Annotated in this window: 14 protein-coding genes; 5 read left to right on the plus strand and 9 right to left on the minus strand. The window is 64.2% G+C overall.

The annotated features are described in order from the left end of the window. Positions 1-112 precede the first annotated feature (112 nt). A complete protein-coding gene (locus ABUE31_RS11765) occupies positions 113-1009 on the minus strand; it encodes a LysR family transcriptional regulator (RefSeq protein ID WP_367723794.1) in 897 nt (298 codons plus the stop codon). Between the two features lie 41 nt (positions 1010-1050). Further along, complete coding sequence (trxB, locus tag ABUE31_RS11770) at positions 1051-2025, minus strand: thioredoxin-disulfide reductase (RefSeq protein ID WP_367723795.1); 975 nt, start codon at positions 2023-2025, stop codon at positions 1051-1053. 186 nt (positions 2026-2211) lie between these two features. Between trxB and ABUE31_RS11775 the strand changes: the two genes are divergently transcribed. The 3 genes from ABUE31_RS11775 (at position 2212) to ABUE31_RS11785 (ending at position 4432) form a co-directional block, all read left to right on the plus strand. Beyond that, on the plus strand, positions 2212-2685 hold the full coding sequence (locus tag ABUE31_RS11775) for an Lrp/AsnC family transcriptional regulator (RefSeq protein WP_367723796.1): 474 nt from the start codon (positions 2212-2214) through the stop codon (positions 2683-2685). Positions 2686-2759: 74 nt separating this feature from the next. Continuing rightward, entirely contained in the window at positions 2760-3593 is an 834-nt protein-coding gene (locus ABUE31_RS11780; RefSeq protein WP_367723797.1) for a hypothetical protein, read from the plus strand. Between the two features lie 215 nt (positions 3594-3808). Next, positions 3809-4432 carry a class I SAM-dependent methyltransferase gene (locus ABUE31_RS11785; RefSeq protein WP_367723798.1) on the plus strand — a complete coding sequence of 208 codons (624 nt, stop codon included), beginning with the start codon at positions 3809-3811 and terminating at the stop codon, positions 4430-4432. Positions 4433-4484: 52 nt separating this feature from the next. Here ABUE31_RS11785 and ABUE31_RS11790 read toward each other — a convergent pair whose 3' ends face one another. The 3 genes from ABUE31_RS11790 to ABUE31_RS11800 are packed head-to-tail and all read right to left on the minus strand — an operon-like array spanning position 4485 to position 7077. Continuing rightward, positions 4485-5234, minus strand: a complete 750-nt coding sequence (locus ABUE31_RS11790; RefSeq protein ID WP_367723799.1) for a sulfotransferase family 2 domain-containing protein — start codon at positions 5232-5234, stop codon at positions 4485-4487. Positions 5235-5277: 43 nt separating this feature from the next. Next, entirely contained in the window at positions 5278-6120 is an 843-nt protein-coding gene (locus tag ABUE31_RS11795) for a hypothetical protein (protein ID WP_367723800.1), read from the minus strand. Positions 6121-6162: 42 nt separating this feature from the next. Continuing rightward, a complete protein-coding gene (locus ABUE31_RS11800; protein WP_367783937.1) occupies positions 6163-7077 on the minus strand; it encodes a glycosyltransferase family 92 protein in 915 nt (304 codons plus the stop codon). Here ABUE31_RS11800 and ABUE31_RS11805 point away from each other — a divergent pair. Next, positions 6989-8062, plus strand: coding sequence for a polysaccharide pyruvyl transferase family protein (locus tag ABUE31_RS11805; RefSeq protein ID WP_367723802.1), 1074 nt, complete (start codon positions 6989-6991; stop codon positions 8060-8062). The genes ABUE31_RS11800 and ABUE31_RS11805 overlap by 89 nt on opposite strands. A gap of 6 nt (positions 8063-8068) precedes the next feature. Here ABUE31_RS11805 and ABUE31_RS11810 read toward each other — a convergent pair whose 3' ends face one another. From ABUE31_RS11810 to greA, 3 genes are all read right to left on the minus strand, one after another. Further along, entirely contained in the window at positions 8069-9976 is a 1908-nt protein-coding gene (locus tag ABUE31_RS11810; RefSeq protein ID WP_367723803.1) for a glycosyltransferase, read from the minus strand. Beyond that, positions 9973-11013: a glycosyltransferase family 4 protein gene (locus ABUE31_RS11815; RefSeq protein WP_367724161.1), complete on the minus strand. Its 1041-nt coding sequence runs from the start codon at positions 11011-11013 to the stop codon at positions 9973-9975. The genes ABUE31_RS11810 and ABUE31_RS11815 overlap by 4 nt, the downstream gene beginning before the upstream one ends. Positions 11014-11098: 85 nt before the next feature. After that, positions 11099-11572 (minus strand): transcription elongation factor GreA, encoded by a 474-nt coding sequence (gene greA, locus ABUE31_RS11820; protein ID WP_367723804.1) that lies wholly within the window; start codon positions 11570-11572, stop codon positions 11099-11101. Positions 11573-11847: 275 nt separating this feature from the next. On the opposite strand from greA, the gene ABUE31_RS11825 reads away from it, so the two are divergent. Then, positions 11848-12984, plus strand: a complete 1137-nt coding sequence (locus ABUE31_RS11825) for a PQQ-dependent sugar dehydrogenase (RefSeq protein WP_367723806.1) — start codon at positions 11848-11850, stop codon at positions 12982-12984. Positions 12985-13012: 28 nt separating this feature from the next. Here ABUE31_RS11825 and ABUE31_RS11830 read toward each other — a convergent pair whose 3' ends face one another. Beyond that, the gene (locus ABUE31_RS11830) at positions 13013-13492 is read right to left on the minus strand and encodes an L-2-amino-thiazoline-4-carboxylic acid hydrolase (RefSeq protein WP_367723807.1); all 480 of its coding nucleotides are present in this window, start codon (positions 13490-13492) and stop codon (positions 13013-13015) included. Between the last annotated feature and the right edge of the window lie 58 nt (positions 13493-13550).

Consider the following 13550-nt stretch of genomic DNA (forward strand, 5'->3'; position numbering starts at 1 on the left):
AACGCGCCCCGGAGATGGTCAATATATGTGCTTTTCCTGCCCAACAAACAAGCAGACTTCTCGCAAGGCTCCCATGCAAAAAGCACAGGTCTGTGGACCACCTGCCCGGCACTCAATAGGACCAGCTACGCGCCTTGGCGATCACGAAGTCCCGGAAAGCATGCAGCTTGGCCTGATCCTTCATCGCCTCGGGGTAGGCGAAATAGGTGTCGAATGACGGCACCTCGGTCTCCGGCAGCAGCTGGACGAGGCCGGAATCCTTCTCGATCAGGTAGTCCGGCAGCATGGCGATGCCGACGCCGGTCTGCACCGCGCGGCGAATCGACAGCAGGTCGTTGATCTGCAGCGTGGCGATTCGCTGCCCGCCCTCGAAGTCGCCGACCGTCTCCAGCCAGTTCAATTCGCTGAGATGGGTCGGCACCGGCAGGCCGAAGGTGACGATGCGGTGGTTCTTGAGGTCGTTGATGTCTTCCGGCTTGCCGTGCTTCACGAGATAGGACGGCGAGGCGTAGAGGTGGAAATGCACCGTGAAGAGCCGCCGCTGGATCAGGTCGGGCTGCTGCGGCTGGCGCAGGCGGATCGCGCAGTCCGCCTGGCGCATGGTCAGGTCCAGCTCCTCGTTGGCGAGGATGAGCTGCAGGCTGATCTCGGGATAGAGCTCGGTGAACTCGTGCAGGCGCTGGGTCAGCCAGCCGGCGCCGAGGCCGACCGTCGTCGTCACCCTGAGCACGCCGGACGGCCGGTCCTTGGCTTCCTTGAGGCGCGTCTTGATCGCCTCGAGCTTCATCAGCACGTCGTGCGCCGTGCGAAACAGCATCTCGCCCTGCTCGGTCAGCACGAGGCCGCGGGCATGGCGGTGGAAGAGCGGCACGCCGACATCGTGCTCCAGCGCGCTGACCTGGCGCGAAATGGCCGACTGCGACAGATGCAGCGTCTCGGCGGCATGGGTGAACGACCCCGCTTCCGCCGCGGCGTGAAACACGCGTAGCTTATCCCAGTCCAGACTCATCACTTCCCCTCGATCAGCCGGCTTATGCGCCGGTCTGCAGGCTATTCCGCTGCTTCGCGATGCGCCTCGACACCGGCGAGGTATTTTTCGGCCTCGAGCGCCGCCATGCAGCCGAGCCCCGCGGCCGTCACCGCCTGGCGGTAGACGTCGTCGGTGACATCGCCGGCGGCGAAGACGCCCGGCACGTCAGTACGTGTCGAGTTGGGTTCCGTCCACAGGTAACCGTTTGGCTTCTGCTTCAACTTTCCGACAAAAAGCTCGACCGCGGGCGCGTGCCCGATGGCCACGAACACGCCGTCCACCGGAAGGTTCGAGACCGCCCCGGTCAGCGTGTTGCGCAGGACGAGCCCGTTGGCGGACGGAGGCAGCGGCGGCTTGCCGGGCGTGCCGGTGATCTCGTCGACGGTGGTGTCCCAGATCACTTTGACGTTATCCTTCTTGAACAGCCGCTCCTGAAGGATGCGCTCGGCGCGGAACTCGGCGCGGCGGTGGATGACCGTGACGGTGCGCGCGAGGTTCGACAGGTAGAGCGCCTCCTCGACCGCGGAGTTGCCGCCGCCGATCACTGCGACATCCTTGTTGCGGTAGAAGAAGCCGTCGCAGGTGGCGCAGGCCGACACCCCGAAACCCTGGTAGATGCGCTCGCTGGGGATGCCGAGCCACTTGGCCTGGGCGCCGGTGGCTATGATCAGCGCGTCGGCGGTGTATTCGGTGCCGGAATCGCCCTTGGCCCGGAACGGACGGACGTCGAGGTTCACCTCGGTGATCAGGTCGTTGATGATCTCCGTGCCGACATGCTCGGCCTGCTTCATCATCTGTTCCATGAGCCACGGCCCCTGGATCGGCTCGGCGAAGCCCGGATAGTTCTCGACATCGGTGGTGATCATCAACTGCCCGCCCTGCTGCAGCCCTGCGACCAGCACGGGCTTCAGCATGGCGCGCGCGGCGTAGATGGCGGCCGTGTAGCCGGCGGGGCCGGAGCCGATGATCAGGACTGGCGCGTGCTTTTCTGACATTCGTCTGCTTTCGGACGTGGAACCGGATTCTGCGGGAACGCTGCTAATCTAGGTGCTGGGGCCGTGGCCAGCAAGCAGCGGCGGCCGGCCATCCCCCGAAACCGCCGGGGTGCGACAAAAGGCTGGCAGCGCGGCCAAACTCGTTTAATTACATCGAAACGAAAGATTCTTGCGCAGAAAGCCGCCATGCCGCTCAAGGCCGACCTCGACGCCATCGACTGGAAGATCCTGCGCGAACTGCAGCAGGAAGGTCGCATCACCAATGTGGAACTTTCCAGGCGGGTCGGCATCTCCGCCCCGCCCTGCCTGCGCCGCGTCAAGCGGCTGGAGGACGCGGGCATCATCCGCGGCTACCGCGCGCTTCTCAACGCGCCGGCGCTCGGCCTCGACGTGGTGGCCTTCTGCCTGATCGGCCTGAACCACCAGTCGGATGCCGAGCTCAAGGCCTTCGCCGACCGCACGCGCACCTGGCCGATCGTGCGCGCGGCATGGATGGTGTCCGGCGAATCCGACTTCATGCTGCATTGCGTGGCGCGCGACCTCGCCACCTTCCAGGCCTTCGTCATCGAAGAACTGACCTCGACGCCCAACGTCGACACGGTGCGCACCGCGCTCACCATCAGGCAGGTCAAGGACGAAGGCGTGGTAGCGATCGGGTAAGATTGGGCTTCGCCCAAGACCGCACCAGGCCAAGCAGGATCACATATGCGCATTGAAGCCCCGGGCACCTCCCGATGAAGCCCCAAGACCTCCTCCTGTGCGTCTACTCCTACAACATGGGCGTGACGCTTGAGAACTGCCTCAGCTACATCAATGAACTTGCGCCGGGGTTCGACGTCGTCCTCATGGACGACGCCAGTTCCGATCCCTTGACGATAGAGGCTATCGAGCGACATGCGCCAAGACTCAAGGCGGTCTTCGTCAACCGCGACCCAAAGGAGGGACGCAAGCACGGCAATCTCTATCGAAACATCCAGCGGATGTGCGACTACGCTACCGAACAAGGTTATCGCTACATCTTCTCGATCCAGGACGATATGCAGTTCGTTCGTCCGCTTTCGGCCAATGTCATCTCGCAATACCAGGCGATCTTCGATGCAGACGAAATGATGCTGCAGGTCGACCCCAGATTTCTTCGCTTCAGCAGGGACTTCGACGTGTTGCCCGACATCGCCGCATACAAGAACAAGGGTCCAACCTCATATGCCGACGTGGGAATAATCGATCTCGCTCGCCTGCAGGAAAGCCGCTGGCGAATTGTCGAAGGCGAGCGCGCAAATCGCGATGGCCTCGCCGCGCTCGGGTACAAGCGCGTCTTTGCCCGGACTCCAGTATTGATGCATGTGCCCTTTCCGCAAACTTATCGCAACGGAGCACTCAAGCGGTCTCTTCTGCTGCGCAATCGCGGAAAGTATGGCTACCAACAGATGACCGAAGAGCAAATCCGAGTGATGGACGCACGCGACCTCGCAGATCCACCATTCTTCCGCAAGTACTTGAAGGTTCGCAACATGCACCTTAGTCGCATCATGTATCACTGGTGCAGCGATTTAAGGGTACTGGCTTGATTGACAAACTATTCAATACCAAATTACGATTTTAGAATCGTCACCCCTTCATATCTGGCTTGGGTTTGAATTTTTACCTCAAATCGGAAAAGAATAACAGATACAGGTATGACTTGTTAAAAACAATATCCAAGCTCTTTAAAAGAGCCCCCCTATACTCAGCGGAATTCTACGCCAAACAGCAGCAGGGATCCCGCGCCAGCGCCGAGGTCATCGTGCCACTCGTCATAGACGCGGTTTGCCCCGCATCAGTCGTCGACGTTGGATGCGGCGTGGGCACATGGAGCGCGGCGTTCTTGTCGCGCTCGATTGAAGCGACCGGTGTCGATGGCGCCTATGTGCGGACGGAAGACCTGCAAATCCCCGCCGACCGATTCCAGACGATCGACCTGGACAAGCCTCCGCCTGCTCGCTCAATAGGCAGCTTCGACCTCGCGATCTGCATGGAAGTTGCGGAACACCTGAAGCCGGCCAACGCCGAAGGGTTGGTCGCGTTCCTCACGGATCTCGCACCCAATGTCCTCTTCAGCGCGGCGATCCCCGGCCAGGGCGGCCGCGGGCACATCAACGAACGCTGGCAATCCTACTGGGTATCCCTGTTCACCCGGAAGAAAATGCACTGCCACGACATCATCCGGCCGGCGATCTGGTCATCACCGGGCGTCCGGCCGTGGTATGCTCAAAACGCCTTCCTCTTTACCCGAGAACCCCGCGCCGACCTCGCGGCATCATCGCTGCCCCTTGATCTCGTGCATCCGCAAATCTTCCACAACAAGCACCGCAACGACAGAATCCGGCGGGCATCCAGGCGGGGCACACTCATCGACGGCGCGGGCTAAGCTGTCGCCTAAGTCGCAGAAACCGCGACATTTCGGGATGGAACCGGTTGCGTCAGGACGATGTGCCCGGAAAGACCTTGCTGTAATCCAGCGCATCGAAGTCTCTAGCATAAAGCCTGGCGACGACGGCCGCGATGCGCGGATCGTAGAATTCCTGCAGGCGCCTGTCGGACGATGTGCGTTTGTTGGTGTCGGTTGGATAAAGCCCATCCAGACGACCTGGAGGCGGCGTCAGGCCCCGGCTCTGCAGAAGCGAGAGCATTTCCGGCTTGAAGTTCTCGAACCGGACGACGCGATCGTACTTCTCGAGCGGCAGGAACATCAGCTTCGACTGCAGATCCCAGTGCGCGTTCTTGTCGAGCCCACCATGGTCAAGCCAGTCAACAAAGGCCGCGAATCCGGCCGGCGTCAGATCGAAGCGCCCATGCCGCTGCCCGTCAGAGGAGGCGAACCTGTTCAGGAAGGCCGAAAGCACCCTCGAATAGGGATTGCGCACGACGACGAAGAATCGGCAGTCGCGGACGCGCGACATTTCCGAAAAGGAAAGATCACGAACGTTGCGGGAGTTGTCCTTGGCGACCTTACGGCTTTCGACCGCGCCGGTCTCCATCTCCCGCAGCAGCATCACCACGGTCGTGTTCGCGTTCTTCTTGATTCGATTGTAGGCAAGGCCGAGGCTCGGACAGACGGTGATCCTTTTCCATGCCTTCCAGTTGACGCGCCTCACGCCGAAGCGCCCGGCCAGCATGGACAGGCCGACCACCTCCTTCGCGAACTTGGACACCTGGCCTTCGCCGCTCATCGGATGAACCTCCGCATGGCCCAGTCGACGACCGAAGCGGGAGCTATCCGAGTGCGGTCAGCACCACCTGCTTGATAACATTCCACGCGGTTCCGTTCTCCAGCTCGGCCAATGTCCATTGATACCAGCTCAGTTCGTGGCACCAGCCTGTCCGGTCCGGCCGGACAAGCGGATCGCTGAGGGCATGCGAGGTCACCGGGTAGGCGACCGACCCAACATCCATCGTCACGGTCGGCGTACCCGCGAGGACTGCCTCAACCGCCGTCGTGGAATTATAGACGACCACGCGCGACGCTCCCGCAATGTCGTCTTCAAGGCTTCGTGTCGATGGCACGGCTCCCGGCGGACACGGCGTCGGTCCCTTGGGATGCGCCCTGTAGACGACTTTGTGACCCAGCCGCACAAGTTCGTCGGTCACATCGTGCGCCCAGGCCACGATGTCCCGGCCATGCAGGGCCGCGTCGCCGGGAACCTGGCCGATCACAAGCGCATACCCGTCCTCCACCTCCCGCCAGGGCTTCAGATGGTGCGCGAAATTCTTCTCCCATCGCTCTCCGTCGTCCTGGACGGCCGGGAATGTCCCGCGTCCGTTGAAGCCGTTGACCGCCAGCGAGAACCATTGGTTGCGAGGCTGGATAAAGGCGCGTTCGATGACGACCACGGCGCGCCCGGAACTCAGCATCGGCTCGTGCATCCGGGTCTGACGCCAGCCCCAGACGACGGCAACGTCGGCGTCCGTCGGCCGATTTCTTCGCCTCATCACCGTGCGTATGCCGTCACGCTTCATCGCCTCGCGCAAGGCCACGCCGGATCGATATTGATCGTCGCGGCGTTTCCAGAACTTGAATGGCCAACCGGGAGGGTAGGTGTGAAAGCTGACGAGCACTGGCTTAAGCGTCTCCCGATGGCAACAATTCAATCGGCTTGGTCAGGCGGCAGTCAGGATTCCGTTGCGGTCGAGAAAATCCGTCATGGAGCTGTCCTCCACCTCGTCCTTCTCGATGTTTTCCAGGGCGATCGTAAGCCGCGTCTTGCGCTTCTGCCACGCGGTCGGCGAAACCCCGCCGCGCTCGATCTTGCGCATGAACTCCTCTTCGGAGCGGGTGTAGTAGTGATTGAGCTGGAGATACCGCGAGGAATAGAACGCAGGCGCCTTGCGCCCGGCAAGCGGAAACACCTCTCCGGCGTCGTTGGCGGTGCGGTCGCCGAACTCCCTGGTGTGGAAATGGTGGACGCTGACCTCCGAGACCGCGCAGGGGTCGACGATGCACTTGAAGTTCATGGCGTTCTTCAGGCGGCTCATCGGGTCCGCCGAGCGCCGCGTGTAGCTGCGCGTGACGGGACCCGGCGGACGCGTCTTGTGCCCGCTGGTGCCGAACATGTGCCATGGCAGCGAGATGTTCGGGAAGCCGTTGGCGCCGGCAAGCGCCTCTTCGATCGTCCGGCCGGTCTTCGGCAGGATGAACTCGTCGACGTCGATGAACCCCATCCAGCGGAAGTCCGCTCCGAAGTTCAGGATCGCATGGGCGAAGGCGAACACCTGCCGGTTCAGTGCCAGCCCCATCCTCACATCGGTCATGGCAAACCGCCACGGCAGGATGGTCAGGCTTTCCGGGGGCAGGACATCGCGCAGGATCGGCAGGGTGCGATCGGTCGAGCCGTCGTCATAGACCAGGAAATGGCGCACGCCGACCGCCCTGTGGAACGACGCCCATTCGGCGACGTAGTGCTCCTCGTCCTTCAGCACGGTGGCGATGGCCACGCCTCTTCGCCCCGCTGCGGGAGGCGGCGCTTCGATCTCGATGCGCTTGGTGAACGGAGCCTTTCTATCGAAAAATCGCATCCGCTCCGCTCGTGAACACGGTTTGCCCGACGACGACAGGCAGATCGACTATCTTGACTCCGGCGTCAAGTGCGGGACACCAATGGCGCCCGATGATCATGAGGTTTCGCATATGTTTGGCGATCGAATTGCTGTCATCCGCGCACTGACGCCGAACATCGGCGACGACATGCAGACGGTTGCTGCCGCGCGATACGTGCCCAAACCTGCGATGCTGGACAGGGACCGCCTGGACCGGGTCTGGAGACTGTCTGGCAAATACCGCACGATCATGAATGGCTGGTACATGTACCGGCCCGAGTCCTGGCCGCCCTCGCGGGCAATCGATCCGCTGCTGGTCTCCATGCACCTTTCCAACCGCGTCGGACGGCTCAGCAAGCAGGGCCTGCGGACTCGCGAACACCTGCTGAGCGGCGACAACCTCGCCTACTTTAAACACCATGCGGCCAAGCGGGCAATCGGCGCGCGGGATTTAAGCACGCTCGAAGCGCTGCAAAAGGCGGGCGTGGAGGCCTATTTCTCCGGCTGCCTCACACTGACGCTGCAGCCGCGCAACCTGCCGCGATCGGACGCCGTGCTGGCGGTCGACGTCGCGCCGGAAGCGCTGGCGCAGATCGAGAAGAAATCGGGCGTGCCGATCGCCACGTTGACGCACAAGATCAAGACCGGCATGGCCCTCGGCGGACGACTTCGCCTGATCGACGAACTGCTTGCGTCCTACGAGACGGCGCGCGTCGTGGTAACCTCGCGGCTGCATGTCGCCCTGCCGTGCCTGGCACTCGGCACACCGGTGTTTTTCGTGCACAAGAACCTGGACGACCCCCGCTTCGGCGGACTGATCAACCTTGTTCACGCCGCACCCGTGACCGACGTTGCCGCCGGTCGATTCGACTACGACCTCAACGCGCCGCCTGCGAACGCCGACGACTGGAAGCCGATCGCGCAGAAGCTGCGGCAGACGGTCGAGGCGTTCGTGGGCCACTGACCGACGCTACTTTTCCAGCCTCGGCGAATAGGCCACTCCGATCTCCGCAAGGCGCGAGGCGGGCGAGTAGTTTTCCAGAGCGATGCCGCGGCTGGCGCATTCGCCGGCCAGCACCCGGAAGGTGGCCAGGATCCGGTCGCTGGCGGCGCCGATACGCGACATCGCCTGGTCGCCGGCCGTCTCGTAGAAACGCGGCTTCTCCGTATTCGTCAGGTCGATGCCGGCCAGGCCGATGCGCGCAGGCGCCAGCGCCAGCGCGATCTGCGCCGCGCTCGCTGCAACCGAGCCCGCCGGCATCAACCCGGCCCCGGGATCAATCGATATCGCCGCCTTGCCGTCGCCCGACCAGCGCAGGAAGGCCAGCTTGCGCAGGCTGGCGCCGTCCGGCCGCCTCCTGCCATAGGGCCTGTGGACGAAATCGAGATGGTGGACCGCCCTTCCCGCCAGCCAGTCCGGCGTGGTGTCGCACAGCGCCCTGATCACCGATGTCGAAAAGAAGCAGCGCGTGCCGGGCCGAACCTTCTGCAGGATGACGTCCAGCTGGCGCCAAACGAAGCGCTCGTCCTCGATCACGACGCCGAGCGGGAGGGGCGCGTCCGCGTCAAGCAGATGGATTGCACCGTTGAGCAGGAGCGCCGATTCTAGGGGAATGCGGTCGACCGCCTGCCCGGCCAGCGACGGCCCGGTGCCGACGACGACGATCTCGCCGCCGTCGAGCGGCGCCGGGAAAGGCAGGAGCGGCGCCACCTGCCGGTCGCGATAGAGGATCGCGCCGGCTTCCCGCCCGGAGGGTGCCTTAAGAGCGAGGTTCGGCCACCATTCCTCGGCATGGGAGTTGGCCCATCCGTAGCGCTGCAGGCAATAGAGCCGAACCAGGTAGCGCTGCGCGGGCCGGTTCAGCCACGACGTCCCGACCGGCCTTGGGCGCCCGGCATCCAACGGCGCCGGGGCAGGACCAGGAGCCGTCGCTTCTTCCGCGCTCCTGTTCGCCAGCAGACGGGCGACCCGCTCCGGGAAAGCGCCGGCGATCTCCTCATAACGTCGCCTGGCGAGCGCCCCGAGTTCGGCCTTTTGGGCGACATGCATGTCCAGCACGCCCTGGATCGCCTGTTCGAACGCCTTCCTGTCGACAAAATGGGAGACGCCAACATGTCGCCGTTCGGTTCGTCCCGCCCGGACCAGGACGCCGCAATCCGCGTTGACATGCTCATTCATCGGCGGCGCGTCCGTCGCCACCACCACCGCGCCGCATGCCAGGCCCTCGACCAGATTGTGCCCCCAGCCTTCGGCGCGCGACGGGCACAGGTGGATGCCGCACTCGTTCTGCAACCGGCGCAGTTCGTCGTCGGGCACATACCCCCTGATGAGCCGGACATTGGCGGGAACGCTATGCGGGGCGTTTCGATGCTTCTGCACCAGGACGAGTTCGGGCCAGTCGGGATGGGCCTCCCACAAGGCCAGGACGTCTTCCGTGCCCTTCAGCGTGCTGCCTCCGGCCAGATGCAGCACGCGGTCCCAGTTCTTCGCGACGCCGATGTCGAGGCGATCCTGCGACGTGAAGCCGAGATACTCGACGCGCGCGCCCTCGCCCGCGAAGGCGTCTAGCGCTTCCCGGGTCTTGGCCAACACCAGGTCGATGCCGCGCAGCCTGCCCAGGTGCCGCCTCGGGAAGCGTTCCTGGTTGGGAATCAGGATGTTGGTCAAGCCGGCGCTGACCCAGTTGGGAAACACCCGCTCGATATGGATGACCCGGCGCGCGATCGTCCGCCCCGACAACCGATCCCGGATGGAGCGCTCCCGGATGCCGGCGATCCTGGTTTCGACGCCGGCGGCTCGCAATGCCTCGGCGAGCACCTCGCCGTCCTGCGTCAGGCCGTAGCGGTTGTTCTTGACGACGATCAGCGTGTCGATCATCTGGCGGACCAGAGGCGGTCGTAGACTTTCGCCACGCCCTCGGCTTCGCGCGAGAGCGGAAAATGCCGGCGCACATGGGCGAGTGCCTGGCGCCCATGCGCTTCCGCAAGGCCGGGATCGGCCAGATAGCGCTCGATCGCCGCCGTCAGGCCCGGCCCGTCGCCGCTGGCCACGACAGCTCCGGTTTCGCCCGGCACGACCATCTCGGCGTAGGCGCCGGCGTCGCTCGCGACCACCGGCGTCATCGACGCCATCGCCTCCAGCGGGGTCAGGCCAAATCCCTCGTTGCGCGAAGGCGCGACATAGAGGGACATGCGCCGGAACCAAGGCCGGATATCGGGCACCTCGCCCAGGAACACGATCCGGTCCGAAAGGCCCGCCTTGGCGATCCTGGCCTTGAGCGACTGAGCGAATTCGAGGTGTTCCGGCGTTGCCCGCCCTGCAATGACGGCAGTCCAGTCCGGGAAACGCGGCAAAAGTTCGATCATCGCGTCGACGAACAGATCCGTTCCCTTGGACTTCCGGATGCGCCCGAAGCAGCCGACCGCGAAGCGGCCGGAAAGCCCGGCGGCGCCGAACCCGTCCTCGCGGCCGCGCGGCGGATGGAACAGGTCGAGATCGACCCCGTGCATCACCACGTCATGCGGCACGTCGAGATAGGAGCCCGACCGCGCGCTGGTGGCGATCACCGCATCCATGCGCCGGATCAGCCATTTGGTGAACGCCTGATGGTCGCGCTGCGCGGCCGACGTGAAGACGAGGCGCATCGGCGCGCGAAAAAGCCATCGCAGCAGCAGGCCGGCCACCATCTCGACGTTGCGCCGGGCATGCCAGATTCGCATGCGGCGCGTCGCCGGCCGGGCCAGCAGGCTCGGCACCTGCCACCACCGCATCTTGGGCAGGCCTTCGGGCAATCCCGGCCCGAGCGTAGCGATGCCGAGCGAGCGCGCCTGGACAGGCACGAGCTGGATGATCGTGCTTGTCACCCCGGACAGGCGCACCTTCAAATTCGGCGCAACGACCTCGATGCGGGACATCTCCACCAGCCCCGGCCGGGCCGTTTCCCCGTCCGGGCGGCTCGGAACCGAAGCCAAATGCCCACTCCCGGACATTTTTCGCGACCTAGATGAACTGGACCTTGAGGACCTCGTAGCCCTTGGCGCCGCCGGGTGCGTTGACCTCGATGGCGTCGCCAACGCCACGGCCGATCAGGGCGCGCGCGATCGGCGACGAGATCGAAATGCGGCCGGACTTCACGTCGGCTTCCTGGTCGCCGACGATCTGGTAGGTCTTCTTTTCCTCGGTATCCTCGTCGATCAGCACGACGGTCGCGCCGAACTTCACCTTGTCGCCGGACAGCTTGGACACATCGATGACCTCGGCGCGCGCGATCAGGTCCTCGAGTTCGTTGACCCGGCCCTCGTTCAGGCTCTGCGCTTCCTTGGCCGCGTGATATTCCGCGTTTTCCGAAAGATCGCCGTGCGAGCGCGCCTCGGAGATCGCCTCGATGATGCGCGGGCGCTCTTCCTGCTGACGCCAGCGCAGCTCTTCCCTCAGCGCATCAAAGCCGGGAGCGGTCATCGGGACCTTGTTCATTTCATTCGACCTTTCCTGCCGCCAGCCTTTCGGGAGCATGCGGGGCATAAAAATAAAAGCGGTCCGACAGCATCACGCCGACGGAACCACTTCAATACAAACATCCGGAATATAACGATCCGCAGGGAATATTCACGCGAAAAAGCATGGGAGGCGGCGCAACGCCGCGGCATTCGTTCCGGCACCGGATGCGGCCCACGCTCCGGTCAACCGATCGTGAAGGCGCAGCGGCGCAACCGGCTTGTTCTTTCGCCTCGCAAGCCTATGTCGGGTCCATGAAGGCAATCATCGCGCTATCCGCGCTCGCGGCATCCTTGCACGCAACCGTCGCCGCCAACGCGCAGCAGGCCACGGTTCAGTCCGAACGCGTAGCCCTCATCGCAGACGTGGTCGCGCAAGGCCTGCAGAACCCCTGGGGCATGGACTTCCTGCCGGACGGAGCCGTCATCGTCACCGAACGGCCCGGGCGGATCCGCGTCCTGACCCGCGACGGGCTTTCGCAGCCGGTCGCCGGCGTACCCGAGGTCGCCGCGCGCGGACAAGGCGGCCTGCTCGACATCGTGGCGGCGCCGGACTTCGCGACCTCGAACCTCGTCTTCTTCAGCTATTCGGAACCGGGATCAGGCGGCGCCGGCACCGCAGTCGCCCGCGCCAAACTGCTGCGCGACGGCGACACGGCGCGCCTCGAGAACATCGAGGTGATCTTCACCATGGCAAAGAAGACCGGCGTCAACAGGCATTTCGGTTCGCGCCTCGTGATCGCGCCGGACGGCGCGCTGTTCGTCACCACCGGCGACCGCGGCGAAAAGGATCGCGCGCAGGACATGCGCGACCACGCTGGCGCGGTCCTACGCATCGGGCAGGACGGGTCAGTTCCAGGCGACAACCCCTCGCCCGACGGTTCGGCGAACCTGCCCGAAATCTGGTCCAAGGGTCATCGCAACCCGCAGGGCGCGGCCTGGGACCCCGTGCTCGGCGGGCTTCTCACCGTCGAACACGGCGACAGGGGCGGCGACGAGGTCAACCAACCCCGCGCCGGCCGCAACTACGGCTGGCCGGTCATCAGCTACGGCGTGACCTATGGCGGAGAGCGGATCGGCGTCGGCACCGAAGCGCCCGGCTACGAGCAGCCGCTGTACTACTGGGACCCGTCAATCGCGCCATCGGGGCTCGCCAGCTATCAGGGCGAGATGTTCCCGGAATGGAACGGCGACCTGCTCGTCGGTTCGCTGAAGTTCGAACTGCTGGTGCGTCTCGACCGCGACGGAACAGGGAAAATCCTCGGTGAGGAACGCATGCTGGAAGGCGAGTTCGGCCGCATCCGCGACGTCAACGTCGCACCGGATGGCGCGATCTGGCTGCTGACCGACGAAAGCGACGGCCGCATCATCCGGCTCAGCCGGGCAGACTAGAGCAAGCACCGCCTCGGGATCGCAGCGGCTACTTCCGGTACGAATACCTGAAGGTGCAGCGCGGCGAACCGTCCATGATGGTATGCGCGCGATCGAGCTTGATGTTCTCGTCGTAGCCCTGACAGAAGGTGCCGTCGCGGTTGCACGACATGAGATGCCCAATGTGACCCAGGCCCATTTCGCGATAGGTCTCGGCATATCTGCATCGGACAACATCGAAATTGAAGGTCGTATCCGACGCCTCCTGGACCTCGATCTCCAGCGCGCCGTCGTGCGTCCACAGGTCATAGAGCCTGATGAAGTCCGCCATGTCGGTCTTACCGCCCGGCGCCCTGGCGGCGAACGCCCTGCCCTCGGCGACCGCAGCCTTGCGGACGGCGTTGTCGAGAATCTCCGCGGCCTTCTCCTCGCCCAGCGCCAGCACCATCTCGGCATAGATCGGGCCGATCACCTGCGCCTGGATTCGGCGTTTGACGAGCGTTGGAAGTTTTGCGTCGTCGTCATGCATCGGGGTCTCTCCACATCGGATTCCCCAATGTTAGGCGCTGCAAGACGCCCCGTCGATC

The organism is Mesorhizobium marinum (genome assembly GCF_040813675.1).
In the GTDB taxonomy this organism is placed as follows: Bacteria; Pseudomonadota; Alphaproteobacteria; order Rhizobiales; family Rhizobiaceae; genus Mesorhizobium_K; species Mesorhizobium_K marinum.

Coding starts and splice junctions, on each gene's coding strand:
- ABUE31_RS11790 (WP_367723799.1), bottom strand. CDS start 5,234: ATGAGCGGCGAAGGCCAGGTGTCCAAGTTCGCGAAGGAGGTGGTCGGC.
- ABUE31_RS11815 (WP_367724161.1), bottom strand. CDS start 11,013: ATGTCCCGCATCGAGGTCGTTGCGCCGAATTTGAAGGTGCGCCTGTCC.
- ABUE31_RS11830 (WP_367723807.1), bottom strand. CDS start 13,492: ATGCATGACGACGACGCAAAACTTCCAACGCTCGTCAAACGCCGAATC.
- ABUE31_RS11780 (WP_367723797.1), top strand. CDS start 2,760: ATGAAGCCCCAAGACCTCCTCCTGTGCGTCTACTCCTACAACATGGGC.
- ABUE31_RS11825 (WP_367723806.1), top strand. CDS start 11,848: ATGAAGGCAATCATCGCGCTATCCGCGCTCGCGGCATCCTTGCACGCA.
- ABUE31_RS11800 (WP_367783937.1), bottom strand. CDS start 7,077: ATGCGATTTTTCGATAGAAAGGCTCCGTTCACCAAGCGCATCGAGATC.
- ABUE31_RS11775 (WP_367723796.1), top strand. CDS start 2,212: ATGCCGCTCAAGGCCGACCTCGACGCCATCGACTGGAAGATCCTGCGC.
- ABUE31_RS11765 (WP_367723794.1), bottom strand. CDS start 1,009: ATGAGTCTGGACTGGGATAAGCTACGCGTGTTTCACGCCGCGGCGGAA.
- greA (WP_367723804.1), bottom strand. CDS start 11,572: ATGAACAAGGTCCCGATGACCGCTCCCGGCTTTGATGCGCTGAGGGAA.
- ABUE31_RS11805 (WP_367723802.1), top strand. CDS start 6,989: ATGGCCACGCCTCTTCGCCCCGCTGCGGGAGGCGGCGCTTCGATCTCG.
- trxB (WP_367723795.1), bottom strand. CDS start 2,025: ATGTCAGAAAAGCACGCGCCAGTCCTGATCATCGGCTCCGGCCCCGCC.
- ABUE31_RS11810 (WP_367723803.1), bottom strand. CDS start 9,976: ATGATCGACACGCTGATCGTCGTCAAGAACAACCGCTACGGCCTGACG.